This window comes from Bacillus alkalicellulosilyticus (assembly GCF_002019795.1).
Lineage (GTDB): Bacteria > Bacillota > Bacilli > Bacillales > Bacillaceae_F > Bacillus_AO > Bacillus_AO alkalicellulosilyticum.
In genome coordinates this window covers 1,198,399-1,225,383 of sequence record NZ_KV917381.1, presented here as the reverse complement: position 1 = coordinate 1,225,383, position 26,985 = coordinate 1,198,399, and the positions used below count along the sequence as shown (strand labels likewise).

Here is a 26,985-nt window from a genome sequence, read left to right as displayed (position 1 = left end):
TCTTGTTGATTATTTTAACAAATATTTGAAAAATAATAAAGTATTATATCACTGAAGATTTAATACTCTATCATTTTCAAAATAGTCGCGAACAGAAAGATGACAAGTAAACAAAAGCACCTGTCTCTCTTTAGAAATTTCAAGCATCTTCTGCACGAGTCTCTCTCTTCTTTCATCATCAAAGTTCACAAGGATATCATCCATAATAACAGGAAATGATTCTTGAATGTTATAAGACTCTGCTAGCGCTAACCTTATCGCAACGTATAATAATTCACTTGTTCCTCTACTCAATTCCTCTGGTGTAAACCTAATCCCATCATGCCTTTCAACGATTAATTGTTGTTGATTAACAGGCGCAAAAACACGGAGATATTTCCCGTCTGTCAAATCAGCAAAGAGTTCCGTTGTCTTCTTCATCACTTCCGGTTGTTTTTCAGTTTCATACACCGCTTTTGTTTGTTGTATGATAGTTTCAGCAGCTTTAAAAGTTGCCCATTTCCTGGCCTCACTTTGCAGCTTACTTTTTTCTAATTCAAGTTCTTGTAGAAGTCGAGAATAGCTTGTGCCACTTTCTAAACTTTCAATGTCCTGTTTTGAACGAATGACTGCTTCTCTTACTTCTTTTTCTTGTCTTTCGATTTCTTCAATCTCGCTTTCGAGCTCATTAATAGTAATACTATTTTGAGAGTGAACAAGCATTGAAATTAGTCTATTTCTTTCGCTTTCTACGGGTTGGATTGATGCTAATTGAGCTGTAAGCCTCTTATTTTCAATATGAAGCTGTTCTCTTTCAGCCATTTCTAACCCTAATTTACGAAAGGTCTCTTCATTAGTGACGCCAGCAAGTTGATATAACTGGTTAAGCTCTTCTTCTATCATGGTAAGCTTTGAATCGGTTATCGCTTTTTCCTTTTCAAGTTCTTCTTGTAATGTCGTAAGCACTTGCAGGTTTTTCTTTTTTTCACTTTCATTCTCTATCATGTTTTTACATCGAACTACCGTTTGAGATAATGTTCCTGACCCTAATCCCATTTGCTGTTCGATCCACTCTTTTTTATCAAGGAGTTTCATAAGCTTTTCTTCAATTTCACGCAATTCAGGAACAAGTCTATCTATTTTCAATTTACATTTCTTCACTTCTATTACGATTGAAATCGACGTTTCCAGTGGTTCTACATTGGTATAGAGTGGATATCCGAATTGCTCACACCAACCTTTTACTTCTGTACGGAGAGTAACTAAGTCCTTTTCGATGTCTTCCAATCTATTGCATAGTCTTTCGTATCCTTTCGTATCTGTATCAAATTCAAGTTGCATATAATTCAATTTCGCTTTTAATTCAATATAACTACGGTTCTCTTCAAGAAACTCTACATTTTTTTCGGATTTTGCTCCAAAGCTTTTATTTAAAAAACCAAGTACCAGGACAATGACACCGATAAGTAATGCCACCACTGATAAAGAGAGTTGTTCTTGAAAAAAAGAAAACAGTGCAAACCCGATAAACAAACTAACCACCGCAACATACAATCCCTGTCCAACATTCTGTTCTTTTGATTTTTGATTTTTTTTAGTTTGATTTTCATCTTCAAAGAAGGATATTTCAGCCTTTATTCTTTCAATGGCTTGCTCCTTTTCAGCTAGGACTATTGCTCTTTGTTCAGTTTCCTTTTCAAGTTGGTACTGTCTTTCAATCAACCTACGTTCAGTCGCTTGAAGTGATTTCAGACTTCCCTTAGCCTCTATACTTGTATTACAGTTCATGACATCTTCAAGCGTCCACCGACTTCCTAGCACTTCCATTTGGTGGCGTATGTTTTCTTGTTCCATAGTAATCTCATTTTTACGCGTGGCGATATCTACATCTATCTTTTCAGAAGAATACACATTTTGTTCAAATTGATGAATGTCCTCTTGCAAAACTAACACTCTTTCATCGACAGGAGAGGATGCTAATTTCACATTTACTTGTTCTAGCTTTTCTTCCAGTTCAATTTGATTCTCGACCAGCCCTTGTCGTCTTAACAGGAGTTGTTCTAATCTAGTAAGTCCATCTCTTGGGAAAGTTTCGTTTTTCGGATAGTTCCTTATATTTTCAGTAACTTGTTGTATTTCTGTATAGATTGGTGCGATAACAGCCAACTTTTCAAGCTCTCTTATCTTTTGTTGCTTCTCTCTCTTAGAAGTTGTCACGCTCTCAAGTTTTTTCTCTTCTTTCATTTTTTGTTCTACAAGCTGATGATATTGGTCAAGTAACGCTTCTTTTCTATGTAGTTCTGTCGAAAGTTTTTCAAGAGTTTCTATCGTTTTATTTATCATTGGATTTTTACCTTGTGGTTTAAAAAGGTCGCTTTGTCTTTTTTGAATGCTTTTCTCTACTTCAGAAACAGACAATTGTCCACCAATACTTACTCCGTGAAGGAAAGTTGCTAGTTCTTTTTCATCAAGTTGTTCTAATCCTTGTAAATCAAAAAGGTTAAACGTAAACACACCACAGAAAATTGAACGGTCGACACCTGATAAAATCAGATTGAGCTGTTCCTCACCCGCGGTAGTCCCATCTTCATAGTAGACGGACACTTCACCATTCGCTCTTCCTTTTACTCTCTCAATGACTACACAGCCGTTCTGTTTCGTTAGAAGAGTCACCTTTCCTCCATAAGTAGAACTTTGTTTTGGTTCATAACGATTTCTTTGGCGTTGCTTTGTCGGAAATCCAAACAAGATGGCTCTTATAAAAGCCATAATTGTAGACTTTCCAGCTTCATTTTTTCCGTAAATCACTTGCAAATGAGGAGATAACGACATCTCATGATTTATAAATTTCCCAAACCCATATATGTGGATAGAGACGATGTTCAATCCTGCCACCTCTTTACTAATTCCTCAACGACGTAGGTCTCCGCATCTTTTATAATTTGCTTCATTTCATCATTAGACCATTTAGTCATATATTTTTTCGCTTTCCGATGTTCCACTAACTCTTTAAATAGCGCTTCCCCGCTTCCAGTTTGAATGGTTTCACTTACCTTAAGAAGTTCACCTAAAAAATCGTGGGTCTCTTTTAGCGTTTCTCTATTCCAATTCCCGGTTGTCTTTTGGTCATGTGAGCAAAACCAGACAAAATTCACTTCAGGATTTTCATCTTCATTAAGAATCGATAGAACTTCCTCTATGTTGGACTGCTCCGATAAAAACATATGTAAGGGTCCATGCCCGATAAAGACAATGTGCATCATAACACCAACATCTTTCCTATGCTCATCTTTTTTTAGTTCAAGAACATCAATTAACTGTTGTTCAGAATCTAGTCCAGTAATCTCAACATAAAGTTCCTCCCAAATGATATCGGCTGTCGAGATGAAGAGTTGTCGATGGTCATGTTCGTTCATTTCAACTAGTAAACAGCCTTTTTCACCTTGCTCATTACGATGTCTTCCTTGAATATTTCCCGGGTAAATAATTGTCGAATTTAAAGACTGCCTTTGATGGATATGCCCTAACGCCCAGTAATCAAAGTCAATCGCTTCTAACTCAGCAATCGTAAAAGGCGCATAATTATGGTGCCCTCCCATCCCCTCTGCTTGACCATGTAACAAGCCGATATGAAAATCAGCTTCAGCAGTTTTCCGATAATAGGAAGTCATATTTTCTTCTACTTCTCTTTGCTTATAGCTAAAACCATAAAGATGGACAACTACATTATTCTGTGTGATATATCGCTGACAGGATACTTCACCACCAAAAAAGTAAACATTATCAGGCCAATCTAACGAGACCCACTGACCAGACAAATGATCATGGTTACCATGAATAACAAACACGGCAATTTTATGTTCGTATAGACGTTGACATTGCTTTTTAAAAAAGGACTGTGCACGTAAACTACGAGTTTTTTCATCAAATACATCACCACAAACTAAAAGGAAGTCAACCTGTTCTGCAATCGCCTTAGTTACTATCGACTGAAAGGATGTAAATGTACTCTCCTGAATTCGTTCAAGTAACGTTGAAGGTAAATGTGACATTCCTTTGAAAGGACTATCTAAATGTAAATCTGCAGTATGAATAAAGCGAATAGCAGCCACTTTTTTTCACCCTCTCCCAACATATTCATACCATTATAACAAAAACCGAACAAATATTCTATTAAGAAAAGACAGTATTCGGTCTTTTCTTATAAGCACTGTGCGCATCCGCTACCTCTCTTAAAGTCACCTTAAAGCGGGTTTCTTTAAGGTGACGCGTAGCGTGCGTAGCCAGTGCTCTTCTCTGAATTAACCCCAAAACCTTTTAAAAAGTACTTTAATAAGTGTACTTCTTATTAAAGTACGTGTAGTGTGCGGAGCCATCTTCCTTCTTTGAATTGTCTGCAAAAAAAAGCGACTCGAACATCTACTGACAGACATTCGAATCACTCTTCGTTATTTAAATATAGAAGAACGGCAATAATGAAATAGCAGCTAAACCAGCAAGTGGTAATGCTAGACGACCAAAACCTGGACGCGGACCATACCAATATCCTGGTCTAGGATAACCCCACCCTGGATATCCGTAACCTGGAAACGCACCGTATCCTGGTGCAAATCCTGGTCCGTAGAAGCGTTCGTCATTTCGATACTCTCCACCATGATGCATCATATCTCCACCGTCTGTTTGAACAACTAAGTACACATTCTCATCATCGACATGTTCAATAATTCCTTGATACACCTTTTGGTCTGTCATCTGTATAACTACTGACTGATTCATATACGATTGACACAACGATTTCATATCATGTTGGTTTTGCATAGGTTGAAGCCCTCCTCAAGTTCTTTTCACTCCATCCTATTCCATATCTAGGCAATAGGTGAGAAATATGAGAAGAACCACTTTTCTTTCTTCTCTTCTGAGAACAAAAGGTTTTAATCAAAAAAAGTCGGGACAAAAGGAAATGAATGTAAGCGACTGAAAAAGTTTAAAAATTTACTTTCCAGTGCCCTCAAATACCTTTTATCCCGGCTTCAATTAAGCTTTTACATCTATCGGTTCACTGTTTCTTATAAATAGGAAATACGTTTGGACAATCATAAATAAGTTCCCAACCACCCAATACAAAGCAAGAGCTGAAGGCATGGCAAGTGCAGCAACTAAAATCATCCCAGGCATAATATAAATTAATAATTTAAATTGTTCCGTCCCTTGCTTCATTGATAATTTGGCCTGAAAATAAGTTGTCGTAGCAGCAATAATCGGTAGTAAAAACAATGGGTCCGTTTGTCCTAAATCAAACCACAAGAATGTGTGAGCTGCAATTTCCTCTGTTCTCATAATGGCGTAATAGAAAGCAAGTAAAATGGGCATCTGAATAAATAAAGGCAAGCATCCAGCCACTGGATTAATTCCATGCTTCTTATATACCTCTACTAACTCTAACTGCATTTTTTGCTGTTCTTCTTTCGATTTCCCACTATATTTCTGTTTAATTGCATCCATATCTGGCTTCAAAGCCATCATCGCTTTACTGCTACGTGTTTGTTTTAACGTTAAAGGAAAAAGCGCAAGTCGAATCATAATAGTTACAAGAACAATCGATAATCCATAATTTCCATCAAAGATATTTGCGACAGACGTTAACACCCAAGATAAAGGAAAGATGAAATAGTGATTCCAAATCCCAGTTGTATCCGCCGTAATAGGTTCAGCAGAGCCGCCGCACCCACTTACTAAAAGAACAATAGTTAAGAGTATCATTGGCAAAGCTATTTTTTTATAAGTGAACATGTGTTATTCCTCCTTGTTTGTTATCAGGTAAAAAGCAAACAAGAAGAATCTTCTTCGTCACAATCATGCACACGGTCTCGTAATCCAGGGATTTTTCGTTTCATAAATGTGATTTTTCGAGTCATTAATAGTGGCAAAGCAAGAATAGCTTCCGAGATAGATGTCTTTTGCAGCATTCTAATATGACGACATTCCGTTTGAAAGCTGTTTACGTTATTCGTTACCACAGCTAGTAAAAACAAGAATGAAATTTCGACGACTACCCACAATACTAAAATGTCTACAATCATTTCTGCTACCACTATTAATCCCTCCTTTTCTAAACGTAATCAGAGTGTATCATAACTACAATTCAAAAGTAAATTTCAATTTTCTTTACTTTATACGAAAGAATATGGAAATAGGTTTCGAATGTTAACTGCTACTGTAGATGGAATAATTCATTTAGCTTTAATAACTTCTCATGAGTATAATGTTTAAATCTCTCATTGTAGGAATGAGGGTCTTTCGGGTTTGCAAACCTTGTAATTTTCCCAGTTGCTGGTTGGACAAGCTTACTTGCAGCACCACAACCTAATCCAATGATCGTTTGGCACTCTTCCATAATCATAATATTATAAATGCTTTCTTTTGAAGGCATCGCATATCCAACATTCTCGAGATTCCCAAGAATGTTTTTTTGGCGGTACAGGTAGTAGGGTTCGTATCCATGGTTATTGGTCCACTCATACGTTAATTTCATCATTTCAGAAATTTCATTTCGGTCTGCAACTTTATACTTTTCTTTGTTTTTGGTCATCGTGGATGCCCGTTTGAAAGATAATGTATGAACAGTTAGCGATTCAGGAAGAAGTTTTTCCGTTTCATCTAACGTATGTTGCATCTCTGGTACTCCCTCACCTGGTAATCCGATAATTAAATCCATATTGATGTTCTCTAACCCTAACGCTCTTGATAGTTTATACTTTTCGATCGTTTCCTCAACAGAATGATGCCGTCCAATGGCTTGTAATGTTTCATTTTCAAACGATTGAGGATTAATGCTAATACGACCAACCTTCCATTTTTTTAATACTTCAATCTTCTCAGGTGTAATCGTATCTGGTCTTCCCGCTTCAACTGTTAACTCACGGATATTTTCCATGTTGGGGAATGATTGATACATTTTTTCATATAAATGATCCATTTGTTCTGCTGAAATGCTAGTCGGTGTTCCTCCTCCGAAGTAAACGGTTGTCACCTTTATTCCGTGTTCCTTCAGCCACTTTCCTGTTTCTGTTATTTCATAGTGGAGACCATCTAAAAATGCAACCACTGACCCATCTCTCCCGTTGATTGCATAAGCCGGGAACGTACAATATGCACATTTTGTTGGGCAAAATGGGATACCGATATAAATGCTGACCTCTTTATCTAACTGGTATAAATCTGGGACAACGGCTAATTGACGTTCTACAATTCTCTCTAGTAAATAGATCTTTTCATCAGACATTAAATAAATGGTCTTTAAACGAGTTCTTACTTCATCCACTGTCATTCCAGAGCGAAGCAGTTGATGCATTAGCTTGGTTGGGCGAATTCCTGTTAATGTCCCCCATGGTTGTTGAAGACCCGTTTTTTCTGTAAGAAGTTTTACATAAACATGGTTTACTGCTTTTTTTACCGTCTTAAATCTTTCTTCACTTTGTTCAAATTCAAGTGTGAATGAAGAAGAGTATTCCTTAATCTTGTCTTCAAGCAAAGCCGATACATGCACTGACTCATCAGCTTCCTCAATCGTAAAATGAACTGTTATATCTTCTCCTTTTGGAGTAAAATCCACTGTTACCTCTTCAAAGTATAAAGCCGAGAGATTTTCTATATTTAATTTATGTTTATCATTTAATCCAGTAATCGCTATTATCATGTCAATCGACCTTTCTATTTACAATGCTATAAGTGTAACTAATGCCCCGTCAGATATCAAATAAGAAAAACCGCAAAGCGGTCTTTTCTTAGAAGCACTGTGCGAAGCCGCTACCTTCTTTTAAAGTCAAACAAAAGTGGGTTTCTTTTGTTTGACACGTAGCGAGCGAAGCCAGTGCTCTTCATCGATTGAACCACAAAGTCTTTTTCCTTCACTAATTGTGCGAAGCCATCGCTCTTCAGCGATTACCCCAAATCATCTTTTATCATTCTTTGTATACAAAAAAATGCTAGAAAGGATTTGTCTCTCCTCTCTAGCACTTCTCCTCATACTATATATTTACTTTTAATTGTTTTCGAAAGACTTCTTTCACCATATAAGCAACACCGTGCATATCATTTGACCTTGTAATCCAATCCGCGGAAGCTTTTAGCTCTTCCGGTGAATTACCCATTGCCACCCCAAGACCAGCCTGGGTGATCATATCGATATCATTAACACCTGCTCCTATAGCTACAACTTGCTCTAACGAAATTCCTAAATGATTTGCAACCACTTGTACGCCCCGCGCTTTTGATATTCCTTTCGGAACGATTTCCAAGCGCTCTCCTCTTACTATCGTATCAATGCTTGGAACTTCTTTTTGAAGCTCCATAGATGCTGCTTGAGCCTCTTCTGCACTAAAAAATTGAGCTTGTATCTTTGGTGGTGCTACAGGGTTTTCCATCAAGTGTTCACAAATTGAATCAACAAACGTCACTGGATAATACAATGGGTCTTGAATACCGAGTGTCATTCGAGCAATCAATTGATTTTTCTGCCTAACCTTGTTTCCAATCGAAAACTGTTCATGCAACAACCGAATATGACACTTATAATTCTCAAGAATCTCAGCAATGTGAAATGTTTTGTCTTCGTGGAGTTTTCTAGATAAGAGCGGTTCGTCAACATCTGATGCGATAAAACCACCATCGTGAGTAATAAGAACGTTATCAAGTTTCAGTGCCTTAGCAATTTTTTTTGCAGCAGGAAATGGCCTCTCCGTTGCTAATGTAATGTAGACGCCTTTTTCCTTCACATATTCAATTGCATCTTTAGTCTGCCTACTCAATCGGGAATTAGAGCGAAGTAGGGTTCCATCAATAGATAATGCCAGCATACGATATGTCACAATGATCCCCCTTTTCATAGTCATACGTAATTAACAGCTCGCCAACCACGTGAAGTATTATACTAAAGACTATGAAGAGGGGGATGCAATTAGAACACAAGTCTATCTTATTTAGGAGTACCGTATAACTCTTCTAACGGCTCTGTAATAATACGACTAACATCACTTACAATCACACTTAAACGTTGCTCAGCTTCCATTAATTTTGAAATCAATGCATGTTGTTGGACGATTTCAAATTGCTGTTGAGCTTGTACCGCTTCTTCTTCGGTAATCTGAATGCCTTGCATTTGCTTTTGTTGAAGCTCTAACTGAAGGTTTCGGAAGTTTTCTAGTAGACGGTTTGCTACCTCATCTTGCTGGATCTCTTCATAAAGTGCTTTTAACCCTTTAAATTCTTCACTTTCTCTTAATAAATTTCCTAGCTCATGAGCCTTATCATACATATTAGACATCAAATGCCTCCTTAATTTATAGTCATTGAAGACTATACCATGTTCTAACATCAATTTCATCTAATAGCCTTTTTTTAAAGGATAAATAGAACAATAAGTCCTTGAATTAATCCGATCCCCCCCCCGAGCAGAGCTCCTAAATAGGTGATCATTTTAAATTCTTTCCTAGAAATGGAGAGCACAAGTTCTTCAAGTCTTTCAACGGCAAACGTCTCTACTTGCGACTTAATAACTTCTTCTAAATGAAGTGTTTGTAAAAGGATTTCAACTCGGTTCGCAACTGAGCCTCCGAGCCAACTGACAAGCTTTGGAGCTAAATCATCAACTAGTTGTTTTTCAAAAGCCGGTGCCCATTGATTCAGTGGTTGTTGGATCCAACGGTACACAGGAATATTCGTAATGACTAGATTGTTGATAATAGATACCATTTCATCTGTGTCCAGAAATGAATAAAATGTTGATGCCTTTTTTTCCTTTATTCTTGTCCATTCTTTTTGTAGCAACGTTTCAATTAGTGCTTTTGAACCTTTATCTTGCAAAAATTTAATGATTTCAGGCTGGACTTTATCAACTAATCGGTCTTGTCCTAAAAACATCGATATCATGTTACCAAGTGTTCCCTTACCAACTAGAAACCGATCAATCATAACCGTCAGTCTTTGTTTCCCTTCACTGCTTTGAAAATATTGTTCAGCCTTTGTCACAATCAGTTGGGCTAATTCAGGGATTTGAGCTTCCATTTTATCTTGCCACACTGAAGGGACTACTTCTGATAGCTGCATATCTGCATGTTTTATTTTTAGTTCTACGATTTTTTCTCTAATTATCTGTTCTGTTTTTGCTTCAGCTATATGATGTAGACTGTCGACACTGAACAAATCAGAAGCAACCTGTTCTATTGTATGGTCACTATGAATGACAGTCCTCGCTTCCCTCTGAAGCCATTGGACTACCTCTTTTTGAAAAGAAGAGTCGCTTAGTTTCTTTTGTATCCCTTCTGCAGTTAATAAGTGTGTTACCACCATTCTCCCTAATTGTTCAGCTAATTCCTCTCTTCTTTTAGGAATTAATCCTGGAGTAAAAGGAACTTGCCAACGACCGAGGTATAAAGGGCGATACGGTCGAAACAACATTTTTATCGCTAGAGAATTAGTAATTCCCCCAATGGCTGCTCCAATAAAAATCATTAACAGTAAAAGTATGAAAATATCCACGAAATGGCCTCCTCTTTTAACATTCACAACTTACCATCGATTCACATAGTATACGCTATCAGCACCTGCCTATTTATAAGCAATATGAGCTTATTCTAAACAACTTTATTCGTTTTGAAAAGCTATTCAAAGTTAACAGATTATTGTTACCTAGAAACGAGGAAGGGAAAATGGCACGAATACAATTGATTACATGTCAACAAAATGATGAAATTCCAACAACAGAAATAAGGTTACCCCCACTATTAATGAAGCATTGGGATATTCCTTATCACCAAACAGTGGTGTTCCGTTGCGGGAATCATGAGGTAGAGGCTGAGTGTGTCCCACTTCTACATGATGAAGAAGACGAAGACTTTGTGTTAGAAGCATCAACACACGTATTTCAAGAACTTAAAATACCTTCACCCTCTCGCATAAGGATTGCCTACCATAAAGACCGGAATACGGTGGTCGTTGGTCCTGTTTTCGCTGTATTGGTGCAAACTTTTAGTAAGGGGGAGAACCGATTTGGTTCAATGACTTCATTTTGTGAAGAAATGGCCCATTATGCCAACCGTAATTGTCTTTTGTATTACGTAATTACATTGGAACAAACAACACAGGAACCACTCGTAGCTTCCATATATGTCAACGGGGAATGGAAAGAAGTCGAAGTCCCATTTCCGGATGTAGTATATAACCGAATTGGTTCACGACAAATCGAGGAAAGTATGCTTACCCAAAATTTCTTTGAAAAATTAGAAGAATTATCAATCCCGATATTTAATTCTCGTTTTCTTTCAAAGTGGGAAAGCTATGAAGCCATCCAAAATCATAAAGAGCTTCACCCCCATTTACCAGAGACTCGTTTGTTCAATGATTTAGCTTCATTAGAAGAGATGCTAGAAACTCATGACACATTATTTATAAAACCAATCCATGGAAGCCAAGGAAAAGGCATCTTCCGTGTCATTCAAAAACAAGGAGTTTATTGTTTACGGTATTCATCTTTATCGCCAACGGAAGAATTACAATTCACTTCTGCCCTTCAGCTTTTTGTCGCACTTAAAAAAAGGATAAAAAAACGGAGTTATCTCATCCAACAAGGAATTGATATTACGACATTACAAGGAAAGGCTTTGGATTTTCGTATCCTTTGCATTCGAGATATTCACGGGAAGTGGAAGGTGAGCTCGGCAGTTGGTCGAGTGTCACCACAAGATAAGTTTGTATCCAATGTCTCTCAAGGAGGGCAAATGTATTCAGTGGAAGACCTTCTAGAAAAAATAGATTCAAAAGAAGATGCTAAGAAACTTAAAAAAGCAATGATAGAACTTGCATTGGAATGCTCATCTCTTCTTGAATCCTTTGACAATGGCGTATATGGGGAATTTGGTGTAGATATAGGAGTTGCTTCTGATGGTTTACCTTGGATCATCGAAATCAATACAAAACCATCAAAACAATATACTGGTGTTGACTCCGAGCAAACAATTAGACCATCGGCAAAGTCTCTTGTTCATTTTGCCTATTATTTAAGTCAGTTTCCTTATTTACAGGAACCAAATGAAAATCCAAAAGAACTCCATGAGGTTGAGTCATGATTTCTCTAGGCGTCTTACTTACTCATCGCAACCAAGAAACGTTACTCATTCAGGAGCTTGCCATACAAGCAAAAGCATATGACATACAGATTTGTCGTTTCACACCAAAGGATGTTTCAATCAAAAAAGCAATGATTCAAGGCCAATATTATCATCATGACTTGGCAAGTTGGATAAACGCAGCCTTGCCTTTACCTGACATTATTTATGACCGTTGTTACCATATCACCGATAAAAGCAAAACTCTACCACTTGTAGCTAATCTTAAAAAAATGATTCCTTTTATTGGCTACGGGTTACCAAACAAATGGGAGGTATATAAAGCACTTCGAGGACATCCAACATTGCATTCGGTTTTGCCTGAAACGGAACAAATTAAATCCTTTGACGATATTGTTTCATTCCTTGGAAGGCATAAAAAATGCATCATAAAACCTCTATCAGGTGCTCAAGGGAAAGGAATCTATGTCATCGAAAAAAACGAGGATACAATGGTTGTCTTAAAACAAAGTCAACAAACAGGCATGACCATGAAAGCTAATGAATTCTCATTGAAACAATGGTATGAAAGAAAACAAATCGGCTACACTTACTTGATTCAACCATTTTTACCGTTGAAAACTCATGACAATCATCCGTTTGACCTTAGAATGTATGTAAATAAAAACAGCAACGGAACGTGGATAGAATCAGCAAAAGCTGTCCGAATAAACAAACATCATCCTTTTTTATCAAATCTTGCCCAAGGTGGTTCGCTCATGACCTTTGACTCCTTTATCTCAAACTGGGCAAAAGAAAAACAACAACAGTGCATTGAAAATCTAACGCTGATACAACGTCTTGTTCCACAACTTTTAGAAGAGCACTTTCTACCATTATTTGAAATAGGTATTGATATTGGAATCGACGATGACCAAAAACCTTGGATCCTTGAAGTGAATTCCAAGCCAGGACGAAAAATACTTTATTCCAACTCAAACAATACACTTAAAAAGTATGCAAGTAATCTATTGCAATATAGCCTATTTGTTAGTAATCAAAAGGAAAGACTGATATATCGAGGAGTGAACTAAAATGGGAATGAAGCCTCTACAATTAAGAAAAACAAATGAAAAAAAAGGAATGCTTTTTGTACCAGAAAAGCAGTTTCGACAATGGCTAAAAAAAGGAGAGTTTCCTAGAGAACTTTCATTTGGCTCAAAAACGGTTTCATGTAATGTGGCCCCTCATCCTGAAATGAAGGAAGAATACATGATTTCAAGTGACTGTTGGGATGAACTTGGAATTCCTCATGAGCAAGTCGTGTATATTTTCGAGAGTGATGCTACGATTTTTGTCGGACCTTTAGTAGGGATTTTCACAGCAGGTTTTGTGAATTCTTCGTTGCGCCCTCTTGGGGATCGGTCATTGTTCTTTGCTAAGCTTTTACTAGCTGAAAGAAAAGTAGGTTCCTATTATTTTGTGTTTGGTCATCATCACATTGATTGGGAAACAGCAACGATACAAGGTTACTTCTATACAGAGTCTGGATGGAAACAAGTAACTGTTCCATTTCCAAATGTGATTTATGATAGATTGCCAAATCGAAAAACAGAAAGTCTTGAAACATTTTCCAACATTAAATCTACGTTCCAAAAAGACTATTTAATCCCATGGTTCAATCCAGGATTTTTCAACAAATGGGAAGTACATGAGAAGCTAATTAAAATTGAAGAAACAGCAAATTACATGCCTGAAAGCATCATAAACCCAACAATAGATAACATTAATGACTTGCTTGAAAAACACCACCATGTGTATTGTAAGCCTGCGAATGGAAGTCTAGGAATTGGGATTCACCAAATTATTAAATTAAAGGATGACCCTTACTACTATTGCCGTTTCCGTACAGAAGAGCAAAACCGGTTAAGACGGTATTCAAATTTAACACGATTAATACGAGACCAATTCCCAAATGGAATGGATAACATTATCGCTCAACAAGGCATCCATTTGTTGAAATTTAAGAACAATCCAGTTGACTTTCGCATTCACACCAATAAAGATGAATCTGGAAAATGGCAAATCAGTGCGTTAGCTGCCAAAATTGCTGGAATTGGGAGCGTTACGACACACATTAAGAGTGGCGGCGAAGTGAAAAGTGTGTCAGAAGCTCTTCAGGAAGCTCATATTACGAAACAACAGCTAGAAGATTTAAAAAGCACAGCCTTACTGCTTAGTGAATATCTTGACCAAGTCATTGACGGTTTCATTGGTGAAATAGGGTTTGATTTAGGAATCGATAAACATGGTGCGATTTGGATGTTTGAAGCAAATTCAAAACCTGGAAGAACGATTTTTAAGCATGAAAAAATGCGCTACGATGACTTTTTATCCAGACGCTTACCGCTTGCCTATGCTTTATATTTAGCCAAAGAATCAATAACAAAACCAACCCGTCTGTTTCAATCATGAATGTGTATTTCGACCGTAAACAAAAGCGTTTTGGATTACTATCAGAAACAAAGCTAGTTTGGGGGAGTAACTCTCTCCCCCTCCCTGTTTTGCCTTTATCAGAGCATGTCGACTCGTACAACATGAAAGTAAAAAATAAAAAGCTAGGACCAGTAGTCGGGCTTCTCACTTCTGAGCATACCGAAAAACCGTTCGCCGGAAATGAGGAAACGTTTAAGCGCATCCACCAAAAACTTCAGGAAAAAGGTGGACTTCCTGTTGTATTTACTCCATCTGGCTGGGAAGCAAATGCGGTTAAAGGGTACTTTTATTGCGCTCATACCGCTTCTTGGATTCAAGCTTCGTTCCCACGTCCAGATGTTATTTATAATCGTGTACCAACGATAAAAAAAGAACAGAAAACAGAGATGCAACATTTCTTTTCTGCTATTTCTCAAGAGAACATCCCTTTTTTTAATCCACACTTCTTTACAAAGTGGGATACGTATTGTCTTTTAAAAGGGGATGAGTGGCTTTCACAATTTTTACCTGAAACCATTCACGTCTCCGATGAGCAACCATTTCAAAGATTTTTAGAAATCGAAAAGACCGCCTTTTTAAAACCGATTTACGGAAATAAAGGCGCAGGGATATTTAAAATAACGTTGGAGGAAAGCGGTTCAATTGTTTGTTTAGGTAATCAGTACCGTAGTAAATTTTCTACATTCCCTAGGCTTTGGAAGGCCGTTTCACAACTAATTTCTACCACGCCATATTTGCTTCAACGCGCGATACCACTCAATACAATATCAAACAAACCCTATGATTTTCGCGTTCACGTTCAACAGCTCCAAGGAAGTTGGACTCTTGCTGGTATAGGCGTTCGGTCGGCTGGAGAAAAAAGTATAACGACCCATGTTCCTAAAGGGGGCGAAATTCTCTCCACCTATCAGATATCTCCACCAATAAATAGGCAAAGGTTTGAAGCGATTTCATATCGGGTGGGAGATATGCTTAGTAAAGCATATGGCGAGATCGGTGAATTCTCTCTTGACATTGGTCGAGATACCTCTGGTCATCTCTGGTTGTTTGAAGTGAACTCAAAGCCGATGATTTTTGATGAACCTTTCATTCAACAGCAAGGCCTAACAAACTTGATACAACTTTTCTACGAAAAAAGTAAGTTTTAAGGAGTGAATGCTATGAGAATCATTGATTTAACTCCGGACAATTGGGAAAAGTACGGGAGGGTCTTCCTTCAGTTTGTTAAAAGATATGAAAAGAGATATGAAAGTGACCATTGTTTTAGCTGGCTTTACCATCTTCGCAAGAGCCATCTATGTAAGCCGGGAAATGCTGTAAAAATTAGCTACTGGGACGGGAAAATAATTGCTGCATTTGCTTTGAGCGACTATGGAAAAAAAAACTCTGTGATGCTAATTGCTCCAAATTATGAACAAACAGCAATTGGTTCGAAGCTGATTAAGGCGATGAAAAAAGACTTAGGTGTCTGTTACTTGAAAATCTCCTATCGTTCTCCTCTTCTTGTGAAAACGGCTTTAAATGCCGGCTTAGTGGGGTTAGGTTATTCACATAAAAAGTGTGGGGACCTGTTACTTTGGTTTGGAGGCGGGAATTGGAACTTACAAGACATCGCAAAACAAGAGGCATCTGGTGAGTGAAAGTTTATTGTATAGGGAGTGAGTCAAAATGCATGCTTTTGACTCACTCTATATTTTTGGCTAGCCTATATTCGAGAGTTACGGTACAGTAGTTCTATAACATGAGTGAGGTGAATTTGATGATTTCACACTTTCAGTGGAAAGAGCTAAAAAATAATTTAATACGAAAAGAATGGGAATTTTCATTTTTTTATAAAGGTACCTCTTTTAAAGGCATTTATTTTATGAATGGGTCCATTACTTGGCTTGTAACGCCACCAACAGAACAAGAACAAAAGACACTCGAAGGACAAATCCATGACTTAATGCTATACCATGTTTACGAAGAGCATTAATGCTTATAGACAAAGAGCAACCCCGCAAGGTCACTGAAAAAGTTCGGTTTTTAACTTTTTCAACGACCTCTTACGTGCCCTGTTATAGTTATTTCATCTGAATGGATTTCTTAGTCTTTACTACACAGCCACCAATCGATACACTGATAACCTTTTTCCTCAGCTTCTTTTACACGTTTTTGCGCATTCATCACTGTACTTGGTGGTGCCAATAATACCTGTTCTCCAAAAAGTTCATTTTCAGGCCAGTTTGCTGGTGTCGCTGCTTTTTTTGCATCAGCCGTTTGCAATGCATGCAATGACCTCAATATCTCTTGCGTATTTCTGCCCACTTCCATGGGATAATGTAGTTTTAAACGAATTTTCCCTTTTGGGTCAACGATATACACCGTTCGAACTGTTTGCGTCCCTCTTGAACCAATCATACCTAGTCGTTTGGCTGTTTTTCCAAGTTCATCAGCAATAACAGGGAAATATATTGAAACACCTAGTCGGTCTTTTATCCATTCAATCCATTTTAAATGAGAGAACACTGAATCAATCGAAAGTCCAATTAATTTACAATTCATTTGTTCGAATTGTTTCTCATGCAAGGCATAAGATACAAATTCAGTTGTACATACAGGCGTAAAATCTCCAGGATGACTAAATAAGAGAAACCACTGCCCTTGATAATCGTCTGGTAATGTGACCGTCCCTAATGTTGTACGAACGGTCAACGTTGGTAAATAATCTCCGATAGTCGGAACATGATGTTTGCCCATAGAAACTCTCTCTCCTTTTTAATGCCCACTTCCTTTTCTATTTATATTCATTGTTTTTCATTAGGTGAATGCCATTTTTCTGCATAATAAACGTGATTACGTGAGACAATTCATGGTAAAGGAGGGTCGTTGCATGCCAAAGAAAAAGAAGGAGTCTTCAAATCATGGACGTGAGAAATTTTTTGTGGATGTAGACCGTATGATCGATGATGGGCTAGGTGGAGGAACGGTTAGTATGGAAAACAACTCTGGACTAATTGAAGAAGCAAGAGATTTACCAATAGAAACGCCTCCCCATCATGTGGATGACGATAAATAATAAGTATAATTTGGTGGGGCTGGGACAGAACTAGCTAAAACATCTGCACTGGCTTCACTCGCCACAAAGCCCGTTGTGAGAAACCCACTCGCAACGGGCTTTAAAAAGAAGGTGGCGGTTTCGCTCATTGCTAAGAGGGTGGAACAAAAGGTTCAGTACAACCTTTTGTCCCACCCTCACTCTTTATTTTTTTACTAGTTCTGTTACTATAAAGATGATACTCATTTCAAGAAAGGAATTTCCTTATGATAGACAAGCTTACTCAGCAGTTTGGAGATGCCATTGTAATGTCATCTACTCCAAAACAGGACCCAGCCGTTGCCTGGTACGTAACAGAACAACAGGAGTCAATCGGTTTTATTAAAAGTAAATTAACTGAAAAAGAATTGGGACTCATTGACTTGTTTTTAACTCCAATGTCCTTTGATAAGTATCATATGTCTCCTCTTGAGGAGGAGTGGACTGAGTTTTTATATGGTGATGCCTCAAGCAGTATACCAACACACCCTGACTTCCCATTTCGTTTTATTCATTTTAAGGCATTGGATGTCATTACTGACCGTGAATCGTTTCATGATGCTCTTGATAGCTTACATACATTTGAAACGGTCATCGTGTGGGAGGACGCCACTCAAGGAGTTATTATTGAAAAAAACAAAGAAGATGAAGAAGAACCGATTGATTATCAAGAACTTTGTGCAGCTCTTATTTCAGATTTTTATTTAAACTTAACTTTATTTATTGGGACGAAGAAAACGGACATCGAGACACTTCGTACTTCATTTGAATGGGAGAAGCAATGCTTTGCTTTAGCACGCAAACATCAGCAAAAACAAACGGTGTTTTATAATTATGATGCTTTGCCTTATGTTCTTTTTAACGACATTCCTAAAGACAAGCTAAAACAATTCTCCGAACACATTCTTCGACCTGTCATTGAGGAAAAAGAGTTATTACAAAGCATTCATACATACATTACGTGTAACCTCAATACTTCGTTGGCCGCAAAACAAATGTTCATGCATCGCAACAGTTTACAGTACCGAGTCGATAAGTTTATAGAAAAGACAGGTTATGATATAAAAAACTTCCAAGAGGCGACGATCGTTTATTTTGCCTTACTCATTCACTATTCCCAATGACAAGTGGGACACAGTGCACAAAAACGCCCAATTTTTTTGTGCACTGTTCCACTATACGAATGAAATGGAAGGGGTTACAATAAATTCGTAAAGTTAAATCCAAGGAGGAATATAACAATGGCTGAAATTAAATTAAACCATATTTATAAAATTTATGATGGTGACGTAACTGCAGTATCTGACTTCAATCTTGAAATTAGCGATAAAGAATTTATCGTATTCGTTGGTCCATCAGGTTGTGGTAAATCAACAACTCTTCGTATGATTGCTGGTCTTGAGGACATTTCTAAAGGTGACCTTTACATTGGAGACAAGCGTATGAATGACGTTGCTCCTAAAGACCGCGACATCGCGATGGTATTCCAAAACTACGCTCTTTATCCACATATGAACGTATATGATAACATGGCATTTGGATTAAAACTTCGTAAATTCAAAAAAGAAGAAATTGACAGACGTGTTCGTGAAGCTGCGAAAATCTTAGGTCTTGAAGAAATGTTAGACCGTAAGCCAAAAGCAATGTCTGGTGGTCAGCGTCAGCGTGTTGCTTTAGGTCGTGCTATCGTTCGTGACCCACAAGTATTCTTAATGGATGAGCCATTATCAAACTTAGATGCTAAGCTTCGTGTACAAATGCGTGCTGAAATCACGAAATTACACCAACGCTTACAATCAACTACAATCTATGTAACACATGACCAAACAGAAGCGATGACGATGGCAACACGTATCGTTGTTATGAAAGACGGTTTCATCCAACAAGTTGGTTCTCCAAAAGAAGTATACGATAACCCAGAGAACGTATTCGTAGGTGGATTCATTGGATCTCCAGCGATGAACTTCCTTGCTGGTAAAGTTGAAGGAGAAAACTTCATTGTTGGTGACAACACAATTAAAATTCCTGAAGGAAAAGTAAAAGTACTTCGTGAACAAGGTTTTGTTGGAAAAGAAATCACTCTTGGAATTCGTCCTGAGGACATTCATGATGAGTTAGTATTCATCGAGTCTTCACCTCAAACGAAAATTGTTGCTAAAATTGATGTAGCTGAGCTTTTAGGTGCTGAGACTATGTTATATTCTACAATTAGCGGTCAAGATTTCATCGCTCGTGTAGATTCTCGTACAGATGTTAAGAGTGGCGACAGCATTGAGCTTGCAATTGACATGAACAAAGTTCATTTCTTTGACCCTGAAAGTGAGCTTCGCATTCGATAATATAATTAAAATAAAAAAAGCGCGGAATTCAGTTCCGGGCTTTTTTCATTGTTCCTTAACGATATACAATTGTTCTGTTCCACACGTTGGGCAAACAAGAACATGGGTACATTCATGAAGCTTTTGATCATCTGGTATCCCATTAATCATCTTCATTCCTTCAATATCCAGATATGGACTATAATCATCGAATAAATCCATTAATCTTCCTCTATCTTCAACTGGACCTTGGCATGACTCACAAAGTAAATTTACAGACTCTAACCCATTACATATCGGACAAATACCTTGACTCATACGCCTCCTCCTTCACCGATAGTATGTCCGTAGAAATTTATATTTAGTTATGAAAACAACTGCGTCGATTTATTATTTTCTTCGACGGCGCCACCATGTTTAAACCCAAAACGTTATACGTTTCTATTTTTGGACGCTAGCAAGCTTCGCGCATTATTACTAACGGACAGGAGAGACCTTATTTTATGATTTTTTAAGTGTTTTTAAATTTAACGGACACCAGAGACCTTATATTAGTTAAAATACGGGGAAACGACCTATTTTTTGAAAAATAAGGTCTCCTGTGTCCGTTCCACTGTGAAAAACCTACATTTAGTTAAAATAGAGGATCGTAAGTCCGTTAGAAAACGGAGAAGCCTTCATGACCTCCTCCATTGTAAAAATGTAAAATCAAAACCACCCGTGAGAACGGGTGGTTTGCTCTACGGCTGGAAGCCTTTGTTACTGACCAAACCCTAAAGGGCTACTGAACGGTTCGCCATGTGTACTACTTCTACTGGCCAGACCTCAAAGGCCTCTCCCCGTCCTTATACTTTTTTTCTCTTCTTTTTCACTTCTTCCCCCGTAAATGGGTCTACATATTCTAATAAACTCAACTGTTCTGCGACTATATCATCTTGTATTTGGTTTCGTATATATTCTTCTATTACCTTCTTATTTCTTCCAACTGTATCCACATAAAACCCAGTACACCAAAATTTTCGATTTCCATATCGATATTTTAAATTTGCATGCCGATCAAATATCATTAAGCTACTCTTCCCCTTTAAATACCCGACAAACGCCGACACACTTATCTTTGGCGGTATACTTACTAACATATGTATGTGGTCTTTACATGCTGTTGCCTCTATTATTTCTACTCCTTTCCTTTCGCACAATTTCCTCAATATTTCTCCTATATCTCTCTTTAATTTACCGTATATCGCTTGTCTTCTATACTTCGGTGCGAACACGATGTGATACTTACAATTCCATTTCGTATGTGCTAAACTGTTACTGTCTTTAGACATAAAAAACTCCTCCGTAAGCTATTATATTGGTTGGCGAACCAAATATATTTTAGCACCGCGGATGAGTTTTTTTAATACCTCGCTATAAGCTTTCCGGAACCCTAGGCCTAGCCTAGGGTTTTCTTTTTACAAAAAGAAGAAGAGGCGGAACAAGTCCGCCTCTTCCATCCATCATATAAAACTATTGTTGGTAACCACCCATTTGCTGTTCAGCCATTTGGACTAATCGTTTTGTGATTTCTCCTCCTACTGAACCGTTAGCACGTGAAGTTGCATCTGGGCCAAGCTGTACTCCAAACTCTTGCGCGATCTCATACTTCATTTGGTCTAACGCTTGTTGAACGCCAGGAACTAGTAATTGATTCGAGTTGTTTGAGTTGTTTGTTGGCATGTGATCACCTCCCTTTGTAAGATTAGTATGTGACGAATTGAAAGAGTTATTCAAAATAAAAGTAAAAAAATTGTTGGAAATTTGTTACACAAAAATTACTTCTTTTAACTAATGATTTAGTGTATACGGGGAAGCCTAAAACTAAGGAAATTATACGCTAAAATGAAAGCGCTTAAAAATAACGTTTGAATTTATCAAAAATTATGAATATACTTAATATAGATTCCATATATTATGAAAAAGTTTCCATCCCCCTTCAAATATCACACATAGTATTCCTATTGTAATGTAATGATTTAAAACAACACATATTTTTCTCGGGGGTATTGGAATTGATATGGAATTACTAGAAAACACTTGAAATACTAACGTTCGGGGGTGAAAAAAAACTGAATTTAATTGTCTAATACTATCGAATTATTTAGAAGATTATGCTATATTTATTTTGCAGTAATAATTTAATCATTTAAAGGAGGAAAAACCATTGAGTCAAAACACTGAACCAAGAGAACAATGGGCATCAAGGCTTGGATTTATTCTAGCTGCAATGGGTTCTGCTGTCGGACTAGGAAACATTTGGAGATTTTCTTATGTAACTGGGGAAAACGGTGGAGCGGCATTTTTAATTATTTACTTACTTTGTATCCTTTTAATTGGTATTCCAATTATCATGGCGGAATTCACAATTGGGCGTAAAGCTCAAAGCGATACAGTAGGAGCTTTCACAAAGTTAGCACCAGGTACACCATGGGTGTTAGCAGGAATTCTAGGAGTGGCTTCTGCATTTATTATCTTATCCTTCTACGGAGTTGTAGCTGGTTGGACAATGCGTTACTTCCTCGGATACCTTACAGGTCAATTATGGAGTGCTCCAGAAGGCGGATATGCTGACTTCTTTGTAGGCTTCATTTCAAGTCCTGTACAGCCAATCTTATGGCAATTTATCTTTATGGCTTTAACAATTGGTATTGTATTTGTTGGAGTTAAAAACGGAATTGAAAAAACAAACAAAATTTTAATGCCATTACTTGCGATTATCCTTATCATTTTAGCTGGCTATAGCTTAACTCTAGGTGGAGCTGCTGAAGGTTTAGCATTCCTATTTACTCCAGATTGGTCTGCATTTGCTGAGCCAGGCGTGTACTTAGCTGCTCTAGGGCAAGCATTCTTCTCGCTTTCATTAGGAATGGGTGCATTAATCACTTACGGAAGTTATTTATCAAGTAAAGAAAAGCTACCTGGCGCTGCTGGAAGTGTAGCCGTACTTGATACACTATTTGCTATTATTGCTGGTATTATGATTTTCCCTGCAGTATTCGCATTCGGTATTGACCCTGCTTCAGGTGCTGGGCTCGCTTTCATTACATTACCTGATATTTTTGCACAAATGGGATTAGGCGGATTCTTCGGTCTATTGTTCTTCTTCCTATTAGCTGCTGCTGCATTATCATCTGCAGTATCATTACTTGAAGTAGCTGTAGCTTACTTCATTCGTAAATTTGATTGGACTCGTAAAAAAGCATCAATCATTGTTGGTTTCATTATTTTCTTAGTTGGTGTTCCTTCATCACTAGGAATTGGACCATTAAGCAACATTACAATAGTTGGTGGAAGAGATATTTTAGATAGTATGGACTTTATCGCTTCTAACATCTTCTTACCATTAGGTGGTTTAATTATCGCTCTATTCGTTGGTTGGGGATGGAAGAAAACTGAAGTACTTGAAGCATCTGATTTCGGTTCTTCGGGTCTTGGGCAAGTGTGGTTATTCATCCTACGCTTTGTAGCTCCGATAGCTATCTTAATTATCTTCATCAGTTCAATCCGTCAATGGTAATACAGTAAAAAGAAAGCTCAAAGGTCCTTTTAGGACCTTTGAGCTTTTTTACTTTTAAGGTGTGTGATTATTCAATGAACGTTGTTGTAAATACGGTTTGCTCTTCATTGGATTCGCACGTAATTGTCCCGTTATGCTTTTCAATTATCTTTCTACTTATATACAACCCAATCCCAGTTCCTAATTTCTTTGTTGTAAAAAACGGTTTAAAAATCGTTTGCATCACTCTTTCCGGGATAGCTGGTCCATTATTGCTTACACTGACTGCAATGACATTCTTATCCTGAACGACTTTTACGTGTAAAATGCGTTGTCCTTCAATCATTTGCAGTGCATCAATCGCATTCATAATTAAATTAATATACACTTGCCGTATTTCATCTCGATAGCCATGTAATTCAACATTTTCATCAATCGTTGTCGTAATATTTACATCACCATCAACAATACTGGGATATAAAAATTCTAATATTTCATCAAACAATTTTTTAAGTTGGAATGTTTCTTCTCGTTGAATTAATGAGGTCTCTCTTTTAGAAGCTAATAAAAATTGTGAAATCCGAAAATTTAACTGCTCTAATTCATGGGTAATGATATCTAAATACCTAGAATCACTGCTTTCATTTTTTAACAACTTCACAAAGCCCATAACAGAGGTTAACGGGTTTCTGAATTCATGAACAAAACTCGACGACATTTGTCCAAGTAACGTTAAGCGATCTTTATGAGATTCCTCAGCAATAAACTGTCGGTCTTCATAGTCTTTAGAGGCAATATCAGAAAAAGTTGATATCGATAAGTACATAAATTCATCAATGCAATAATTAATATGGTGAAGTAATGGCTTCCGCTCTTCTGGATTTATATCGATCTGCTCTAAGCTATCTAGCAAATATCTCCGGTACAGATTCATGTTATATACAAATTCATCGACATGAGTAAGACCTTCTTTATACGCTACCTCTAATGCCAAAGATTTGATTAAGTTATCACAAGGTCGATTAATAAAGGAAGTGATAAGGCCAAATATCTTTTGTCCTTGTACATAAAGTTCTTCATGATTCCCATCCCTGACTATCGCTTTTTCTTGCCACATTGCAAGTATATGTGTTTGTATTTTTTCTAAATGATATAGAATCTTCTCCTTTGCTTTGATCTCTAGCATCCACGGTCCACTCCCCTTCGACCTAATTGACAATCTTCTACTGTCCTATTTTTGTTGTTTTACTTGTAATTTCGACAAAAGCAGACCTTTCCCTTTTAACTACAACGCAAAAAACACATCTTTATAAAAGATGCGTCTTTTCACATAAGACCACTTTCTAACTTTTAGGTAAAAAGAAATAAATTATCAAAAAAATAAATCGGCAAGAAGTCCCTTTTCGTCTACTATCTCCACTTTTAATCTTATTCCCCAAAAATGTTACTTTACTTTTCAATCATGTTTTTATCGCTCCACAATACTTCTGTCGTTGTATAATTGATCGTTTGAATTGGTTCACCTTCGATATGGTCAATTAATAAAGTTACACCACGATATCCCATTTCATACGGTTCCTGTTTTAACGTAGCAAAAATTTGAGCTTGTTTCATCAGTTCGATTGTTTCTTCAAGGTCGTCGAAAGCAAATACTAGTATATCAGAATGTGAATGATGTTTCTCAATTGCTTGAGCTATTCCAATCCCATCTAATGCGCTTGTTCCAAAAAACGCTGTAATCTCAGGATAGTTTCGCAACATTTGATAGGCTTTTTCAGCAGCTTGGATCCGACTAATGTTAGAGCTTTCCATCGAAATCACTTCAATGTCATTTGATTCGCTAATCGCGTCCATAAATCCTTGGACACGTAATACTAAGTTATTTGCAAATTCAGTACCAGTAATGATTCCTATTTTTGCTTTTCCATCTGTGGCTTCCACAAGCGCTTCGCCAATTTTAAATCCTGCTTGATAATTATCAGTGCCTACATATGCTACTCTTTTACTATCTTCTAAATCGGTATCAATTGTAATGACTGGAATACCCTTCGTAATGGCTTTATCAATAACCGGTTTAAAATCTATATTGGTTAATCCTTGAGTTAAGATTCCATCTACCTTAGAAGCAACAGCCATTTCAATAAGTTTAATATGCTCCTCTATATTCGTTTGCTTTGGACCAATAAATTCAATCAACGTGTTTGATTCCTTTGCTGCTTCTAATGCACCCTCTAAAACCTTTTGGTGATACGGGTTATCAATTTCCTGACCAATTAAAACAAAATGATATTCGTAGTCATTTACTTGTTCATGTTCAAAAAAAGTTGTATCGTAGTTAAGCGCTTTCATAAAATAGTAGCCTGTAAAACCTAATGAGATAACAATACATAATAGAAGTATACTGTAAATAACCCCACTCTTTCTCATTATTATCCCAACCTTTATTAATTAAAAATCCTTATATATACTTACTTTATCTTACGAATCTAACATTGTCGATAAAAAGCTGAAACTTGTGTACACAAAGAGGCTGACTCGTTGAATTGAGTCAGCCTCTTATAAGAGTTTCCTTTTGTTTTACGTCCCAAATCTTTTTCGGTATCCGCATTTACGGCACAGTTCTTCGACGGCCTCTCTTCTAGAAAACCCTTCTACTAGTTTTGTAGCTCTTTCTCCAGCCACAATTTCGGAGAAGTCTTGTTCATTGACGTTTCCTAAATTAATGACTCCTTCCCCATCTAGACAACAAGGAATGACCGTTCCGTTTGCAAGGATCCCCGCTTGGTTTCGAAGGCCGTAACAAAAGCCCTTTCCCTCATCTTCTTCTTCTATAAGGCTTGGCCATGTAAATTCATAATCTTGATTTAAATAGACTCTATCTGCAATTTTCACACCGCTACCTGGAACAACTTTCTCTTCAATCCTATAATCAAGATTAAATTCAGTTTCAATCATTTGCAAGATTTCACGATTTCTTTTTCGTTGCAAATTGGTTACATTGTCTTCTGTTAAATTCCAAAGTCGTAACGAAACAATTAGCTTAGATTGCTCAGTGGCTTCCTTTATAAAACCAAGAACGCTTTGAACATAGCCTTCTTTATCTGTAGAGCCTTCATGACCATCAAAACTGTGGAGGGAGAAATTCATTTGACGAAGAGCAGGCTTATTGATAATTTTATGTTTTGCTTTATGAAGCAACGTACCGTTTGTCGTAATATTCACTTTAAACCCTTTTTCATGACTAATATCAAGAAGTTGGTCAATTTTAGGATGCAGTAAAGGCTCCCCTTTAACATGTAGATAGATATAATCTGTAAATGGTTTAATTTGGTCAAGTCGTTTCGAAAAATCTTCTACTGATAAAAATTGTTTTTCTCTTTCCGTTGGTGGACAGAAGCTACAAGCTAAGTTACATATGCTTGTGATTTCCATATAGAATTTCTTATATTTCTTCAATTAAATCCTCTCATTCCCATC

General features: G+C 37.3%; 26 protein-coding genes. 10 read left to right on the top strand and 16 right to left on the bottom strand.

All coding sequences use genetic code 11. The annotated features are described in order from the left end of the window. Window positions 1-48 precede the first annotated feature (48 nt). From BK585_RS06170 to BK585_RS06130, 9 genes are all read right to left on the bottom strand, one after another. The gene (locus BK585_RS06170; RefSeq protein ID WP_078552610.1) at window positions 49-2,865 is read right to left on the bottom strand and encodes an ATP-binding protein; all 2,817 of its coding nucleotides are present in this window, start codon (window positions 2,863-2,865) and stop codon (window positions 49-51) included. After that, complete coding sequence (locus tag BK585_RS06165) at window positions 2,862-4,091, bottom strand: metallophosphoesterase family protein (protein ID WP_078552609.1); 1,230 nt, start codon at window positions 4,089-4,091, stop codon at window positions 2,862-2,864. Before BK585_RS06165 ends, BK585_RS06170 begins: the two co-directional genes overlap by 4 nt. 340 nt (window positions 4,092-4,431) lie before the next feature. Further along, window positions 4,432-4,797, bottom strand: a complete 366-nt coding sequence (locus BK585_RS06160; protein WP_078552608.1) for a hypothetical protein — start codon at window positions 4,795-4,797, stop codon at window positions 4,432-4,434. Between the two features lie 216 nt (window positions 4,798-5,013). Continuing rightward, on the bottom strand, window positions 5,014-5,769 hold the full coding sequence (yidC, locus tag BK585_RS06155) for a membrane protein insertase YidC (protein ID WP_078552607.1): 756 nt from the start codon (window positions 5,767-5,769) through the stop codon (window positions 5,014-5,016). A gap of 23 nt (window positions 5,770-5,792) precedes the next feature. After that, window positions 5,793-6,071: a hypothetical protein gene (locus BK585_RS06150; protein ID WP_078552606.1), complete on the bottom strand. Its 279-nt coding sequence runs from the start codon at window positions 6,069-6,071 to the stop codon at window positions 5,793-5,795. Between the two features lie 119 nt (window positions 6,072-6,190). Then, entirely contained in the window at window positions 6,191-7,675 is a 1,485-nt protein-coding gene (locus BK585_RS06145) for a coproporphyrinogen III oxidase (RefSeq protein WP_078552605.1), read from the bottom strand. A gap of 331 nt (window positions 7,676-8,006) precedes the next feature. Continuing rightward, window positions 8,007-8,846: an HAD family hydrolase gene (locus tag BK585_RS06140; protein WP_078552604.1), complete on the bottom strand. Its 840-nt coding sequence runs from the start codon at window positions 8,844-8,846 to the stop codon at window positions 8,007-8,009. Between the two features lie 107 nt (window positions 8,847-8,953). Then, window positions 8,954-9,301 carry a YlbF/YmcA family competence regulator gene (locus BK585_RS06135; protein WP_078552603.1) on the bottom strand — a complete coding sequence of 116 codons (348 nt, stop codon included), beginning with the start codon at window positions 9,299-9,301 and terminating at the stop codon, window positions 8,954-8,956. A gap of 74 nt (window positions 9,302-9,375) precedes the next feature. Then, window positions 9,376-10,515 (bottom strand): DUF445 domain-containing protein, encoded by a 1,140-nt coding sequence (locus BK585_RS06130; RefSeq protein ID WP_078552602.1) that lies wholly within the window; start codon window positions 10,513-10,515, stop codon window positions 9,376-9,378. A gap of 170 nt (window positions 10,516-10,685) precedes the next feature. On the opposite strand from BK585_RS06130, the gene BK585_RS06125 reads away from it, so the two are divergent. The 6 genes from BK585_RS06125 (at window position 10,686) to BK585_RS06100 (ending at window position 16,551) form a co-directional block, all read left to right on the top strand. After that, window positions 10,686-12,101 (top strand): YheC/YheD family endospore coat-associated protein, encoded by a 1,416-nt coding sequence (locus BK585_RS06125; RefSeq protein ID WP_078552601.1) that lies wholly within the window; start codon window positions 10,686-10,688, stop codon window positions 12,099-12,101. Beyond that, window positions 12,098-13,174 carry a YheC/YheD family endospore coat-associated protein gene (locus BK585_RS06120; RefSeq protein WP_078552600.1) on the top strand — a complete coding sequence of 359 codons (1,077 nt, stop codon included), beginning with the start codon at window positions 12,098-12,100 and terminating at the stop codon, window positions 13,172-13,174. The genes BK585_RS06125 and BK585_RS06120 overlap by 4 nt, the downstream gene beginning before the upstream one ends. A gap of 1 nt (window position 13,175) precedes the next feature. After that, the gene (locus BK585_RS06115) at window positions 13,176-14,555 is read left to right on the top strand and encodes a YheC/YheD family endospore coat-associated protein (RefSeq protein ID WP_078552599.1); all 1,380 of its coding nucleotides are present in this window, start codon (window positions 13,176-13,178) and stop codon (window positions 14,553-14,555) included. Beyond that, window positions 14,552-15,724, top strand: coding sequence for a YheC/YheD family endospore coat-associated protein (locus BK585_RS06110; protein ID WP_078552598.1), 1,173 nt, complete (start codon window positions 14,552-14,554; stop codon window positions 15,722-15,724). The genes BK585_RS06115 and BK585_RS06110 overlap by 4 nt, the downstream gene beginning before the upstream one ends. A 12-nt stretch (window positions 15,725-15,736) precedes the next feature. Then, complete coding sequence (locus tag BK585_RS06105) at window positions 15,737-16,216, top strand: hypothetical protein (RefSeq protein ID WP_078552597.1); 480 nt, start codon at window positions 15,737-15,739, stop codon at window positions 16,214-16,216. A 101-nt stretch (window positions 16,217-16,317) separates the two neighbouring features. Further along, complete coding sequence (locus BK585_RS06100; RefSeq protein WP_245805793.1) at window positions 16,318-16,551, top strand: DUF5342 family protein; 234 nt, start codon at window positions 16,318-16,320, stop codon at window positions 16,549-16,551. Between the two features lie 110 nt (window positions 16,552-16,661). On the opposite strand, the gene BK585_RS06095 is transcribed toward BK585_RS06100, so the two are convergent. Beyond that, the gene (locus BK585_RS06095; protein ID WP_078552595.1) at window positions 16,662-17,315 is read right to left on the bottom strand and encodes a peroxiredoxin; all 654 of its coding nucleotides are present in this window, start codon (window positions 17,313-17,315) and stop codon (window positions 16,662-16,664) included. A gap of 133 nt (window positions 17,316-17,448) precedes the next feature. Here BK585_RS06095 and BK585_RS06090 point away from each other — a divergent pair, with 133 nt between their 5' ends. The 3 genes from BK585_RS06090 to BK585_RS06080 all read left to right on the top strand — a co-directional run bounded on the left by BK585_RS06090 (window position 17,449) and on the right by BK585_RS06080 (window position 19,991). Next, entirely contained in the window at window positions 17,449-17,634 is a 186-nt protein-coding gene (locus BK585_RS06090; RefSeq protein ID WP_078552594.1) for a hypothetical protein, read from the top strand. Between the two features lie 245 nt (window positions 17,635-17,879). Continuing rightward, the gene (locus BK585_RS06085; RefSeq protein ID WP_078552593.1) at window positions 17,880-18,776 is read left to right on the top strand and encodes a PucR family transcriptional regulator; all 897 of its coding nucleotides are present in this window, start codon (window positions 17,880-17,882) and stop codon (window positions 18,774-18,776) included. Between the two features lie 117 nt (window positions 18,777-18,893). Beyond that, on the top strand, window positions 18,894-19,991 hold the full coding sequence (locus BK585_RS06080; protein WP_078552592.1) for an ABC transporter ATP-binding protein: 1,098 nt from the start codon (window positions 18,894-18,896) through the stop codon (window positions 19,989-19,991). Window positions 19,992-20,036: 45 nt separating this feature from the next. On the opposite strand, the gene BK585_RS06075 is transcribed toward BK585_RS06080, so the two are convergent. The 3 genes from BK585_RS06075 to BK585_RS06065 all read right to left on the bottom strand — a co-directional run bounded on the left by BK585_RS06075 (window position 20,037) and on the right by BK585_RS06065 (window position 21,692). Continuing rightward, entirely contained in the window at window positions 20,037-20,288 is a 252-nt protein-coding gene (locus tag BK585_RS06075; RefSeq protein ID WP_078552591.1) for a hypothetical protein, read from the bottom strand. A 527-nt stretch (window positions 20,289-20,815) separates the two neighbouring features. Further along, window positions 20,816-21,301, bottom strand: coding sequence for an IS200/IS605 family transposase (tnpA, locus tag BK585_RS06070; RefSeq protein ID WP_078552590.1), 486 nt, complete (start codon window positions 21,299-21,301; stop codon window positions 20,816-20,818). Between the two features lie 181 nt (window positions 21,302-21,482). Then, complete coding sequence (locus BK585_RS06065) at window positions 21,483-21,692, bottom strand: alpha/beta-type small acid-soluble spore protein (protein WP_026672528.1); 210 nt, start codon at window positions 21,690-21,692, stop codon at window positions 21,483-21,485. A gap of 484 nt (window positions 21,693-22,176) precedes the next feature. Between BK585_RS06065 and BK585_RS06060 the strand changes: the two genes are divergently transcribed. Beyond that, complete coding sequence (locus BK585_RS06060; RefSeq protein ID WP_078552589.1) at window positions 22,177-23,529, top strand: sodium-dependent transporter; 1,353 nt, start codon at window positions 22,177-22,179, stop codon at window positions 23,527-23,529. Between the two features lie 67 nt (window positions 23,530-23,596). On the opposite strand, the gene BK585_RS06055 is transcribed toward BK585_RS06060, so the two are convergent. The 3 genes from BK585_RS06055 to BK585_RS06045 all read right to left on the bottom strand — a co-directional run bounded on the left by BK585_RS06055 (window position 23,597) and on the right by BK585_RS06045 (window position 26,964). After that, window positions 23,597-24,694, bottom strand: coding sequence for an ATP-binding protein (locus BK585_RS06055; protein ID WP_078552588.1), 1,098 nt, complete (start codon window positions 24,692-24,694; stop codon window positions 23,597-23,599). A gap of 263 nt (window positions 24,695-24,957) precedes the next feature. Next, the gene (locus tag BK585_RS06050) at window positions 24,958-25,935 is read right to left on the bottom strand and encodes a sugar-binding protein (RefSeq protein ID WP_078552587.1); all 978 of its coding nucleotides are present in this window, start codon (window positions 25,933-25,935) and stop codon (window positions 24,958-24,960) included. A 150-nt stretch (window positions 25,936-26,085) separates the two neighbouring features. Continuing rightward, the gene (locus BK585_RS06045; RefSeq protein ID WP_078552586.1) at window positions 26,086-26,964 is read right to left on the bottom strand and encodes a radical SAM/SPASM domain-containing protein; all 879 of its coding nucleotides are present in this window, start codon (window positions 26,962-26,964) and stop codon (window positions 26,086-26,088) included. Between the last annotated feature and the right edge of the window lie 21 nt (window positions 26,965-26,985).

What these genes read in the sequence shown, in the direction of transcription:
- BK585_RS06160 (WP_078552608.1), bottom strand. Translation starts at nt 4,797, where the DNA reads ATGCAAAACCAACATGATATGAAATCGTTGTGTCAATCGTATATGAAT.
- yidC (WP_078552607.1), bottom strand. Translation starts at nt 5,769, where the DNA reads ATGTTCACTTATAAAAAAATAGCTTTGCCAATGATACTCTTAACTATT.
- BK585_RS06145 (WP_078552605.1), bottom strand. Translation starts at nt 7,675, where the DNA reads ATGATAATAGCGATTACTGGATTAAATGATAAACATAAATTAAATATA.
- BK585_RS06135 (WP_078552603.1), bottom strand. Translation starts at nt 9,301, where the DNA reads ATGTCTAATATGTATGATAAGGCTCATGAGCTAGGAAATTTATTAAGA.
- BK585_RS06125 (WP_078552601.1), top strand. Translation starts at nt 10,686, where the DNA reads ATGGCACGAATACAATTGATTACATGTCAACAAAATGATGAAATTCCA.
- BK585_RS06120 (WP_078552600.1), top strand. Translation starts at nt 12,098, where the DNA reads ATGATTTCTCTAGGCGTCTTACTTACTCATCGCAACCAAGAAACGTTA.
- BK585_RS06115 (WP_078552599.1), top strand. Translation starts at nt 13,176, where the DNA reads ATGGGAATGAAGCCTCTACAATTAAGAAAAACAAATGAAAAAAAAGGA.
- BK585_RS06110 (WP_078552598.1), top strand. Translation starts at nt 14,552, where the DNA reads ATGAATGTGTATTTCGACCGTAAACAAAAGCGTTTTGGATTACTATCA.
- BK585_RS06105 (WP_078552597.1), top strand. Translation starts at nt 15,737, where the DNA reads ATGAGAATCATTGATTTAACTCCGGACAATTGGGAAAAGTACGGGAGG.
- BK585_RS06100 (WP_245805793.1), top strand. Translation starts at nt 16,318, where the DNA reads ATGAGTGAGGTGAATTTGATGATTTCACACTTTCAGTGGAAAGAGCTA.
- BK585_RS06095 (WP_078552595.1), bottom strand. Translation starts at nt 17,315, where the DNA reads ATGGGCAAACATCATGTTCCGACTATCGGAGATTATTTACCAACGTTG.
- BK585_RS06090 (WP_078552594.1), top strand. Translation starts at nt 17,449, where the DNA reads ATGCCAAAGAAAAAGAAGGAGTCTTCAAATCATGGACGTGAGAAATTT.
- BK585_RS06085 (WP_078552593.1), top strand. Translation starts at nt 17,880, where the DNA reads ATGATAGACAAGCTTACTCAGCAGTTTGGAGATGCCATTGTAATGTCA.
- BK585_RS06080 (WP_078552592.1), top strand. Translation starts at nt 18,894, where the DNA reads ATGGCTGAAATTAAATTAAACCATATTTATAAAATTTATGATGGTGAC.
- BK585_RS06075 (WP_078552591.1), bottom strand. Translation starts at nt 20,288, where the DNA reads ATGAGTCAAGGTATTTGTCCGATATGTAATGGGTTAGAGTCTGTAAAT.
- tnpA (WP_078552590.1), bottom strand. Translation starts at nt 21,301, where the DNA reads ATGTCTAAAGACAGTAACAGTTTAGCACATACGAAATGGAATTGTAAG.
- BK585_RS06065 (WP_026672528.1), bottom strand. Translation starts at nt 21,692, where the DNA reads ATGCCAACAAACAACTCAAACAACTCGAATCAATTACTAGTTCCTGGC.
- BK585_RS06055 (WP_078552588.1), bottom strand. Translation starts at nt 24,694, where the DNA reads ATGCTAGAGATCAAAGCAAAGGAGAAGATTCTATATCATTTAGAAAAA.
- BK585_RS06050 (WP_078552587.1), bottom strand. Translation starts at nt 25,935, where the DNA reads ATGAGAAAGAGTGGGGTTATTTACAGTATACTTCTATTATGTATTGTT.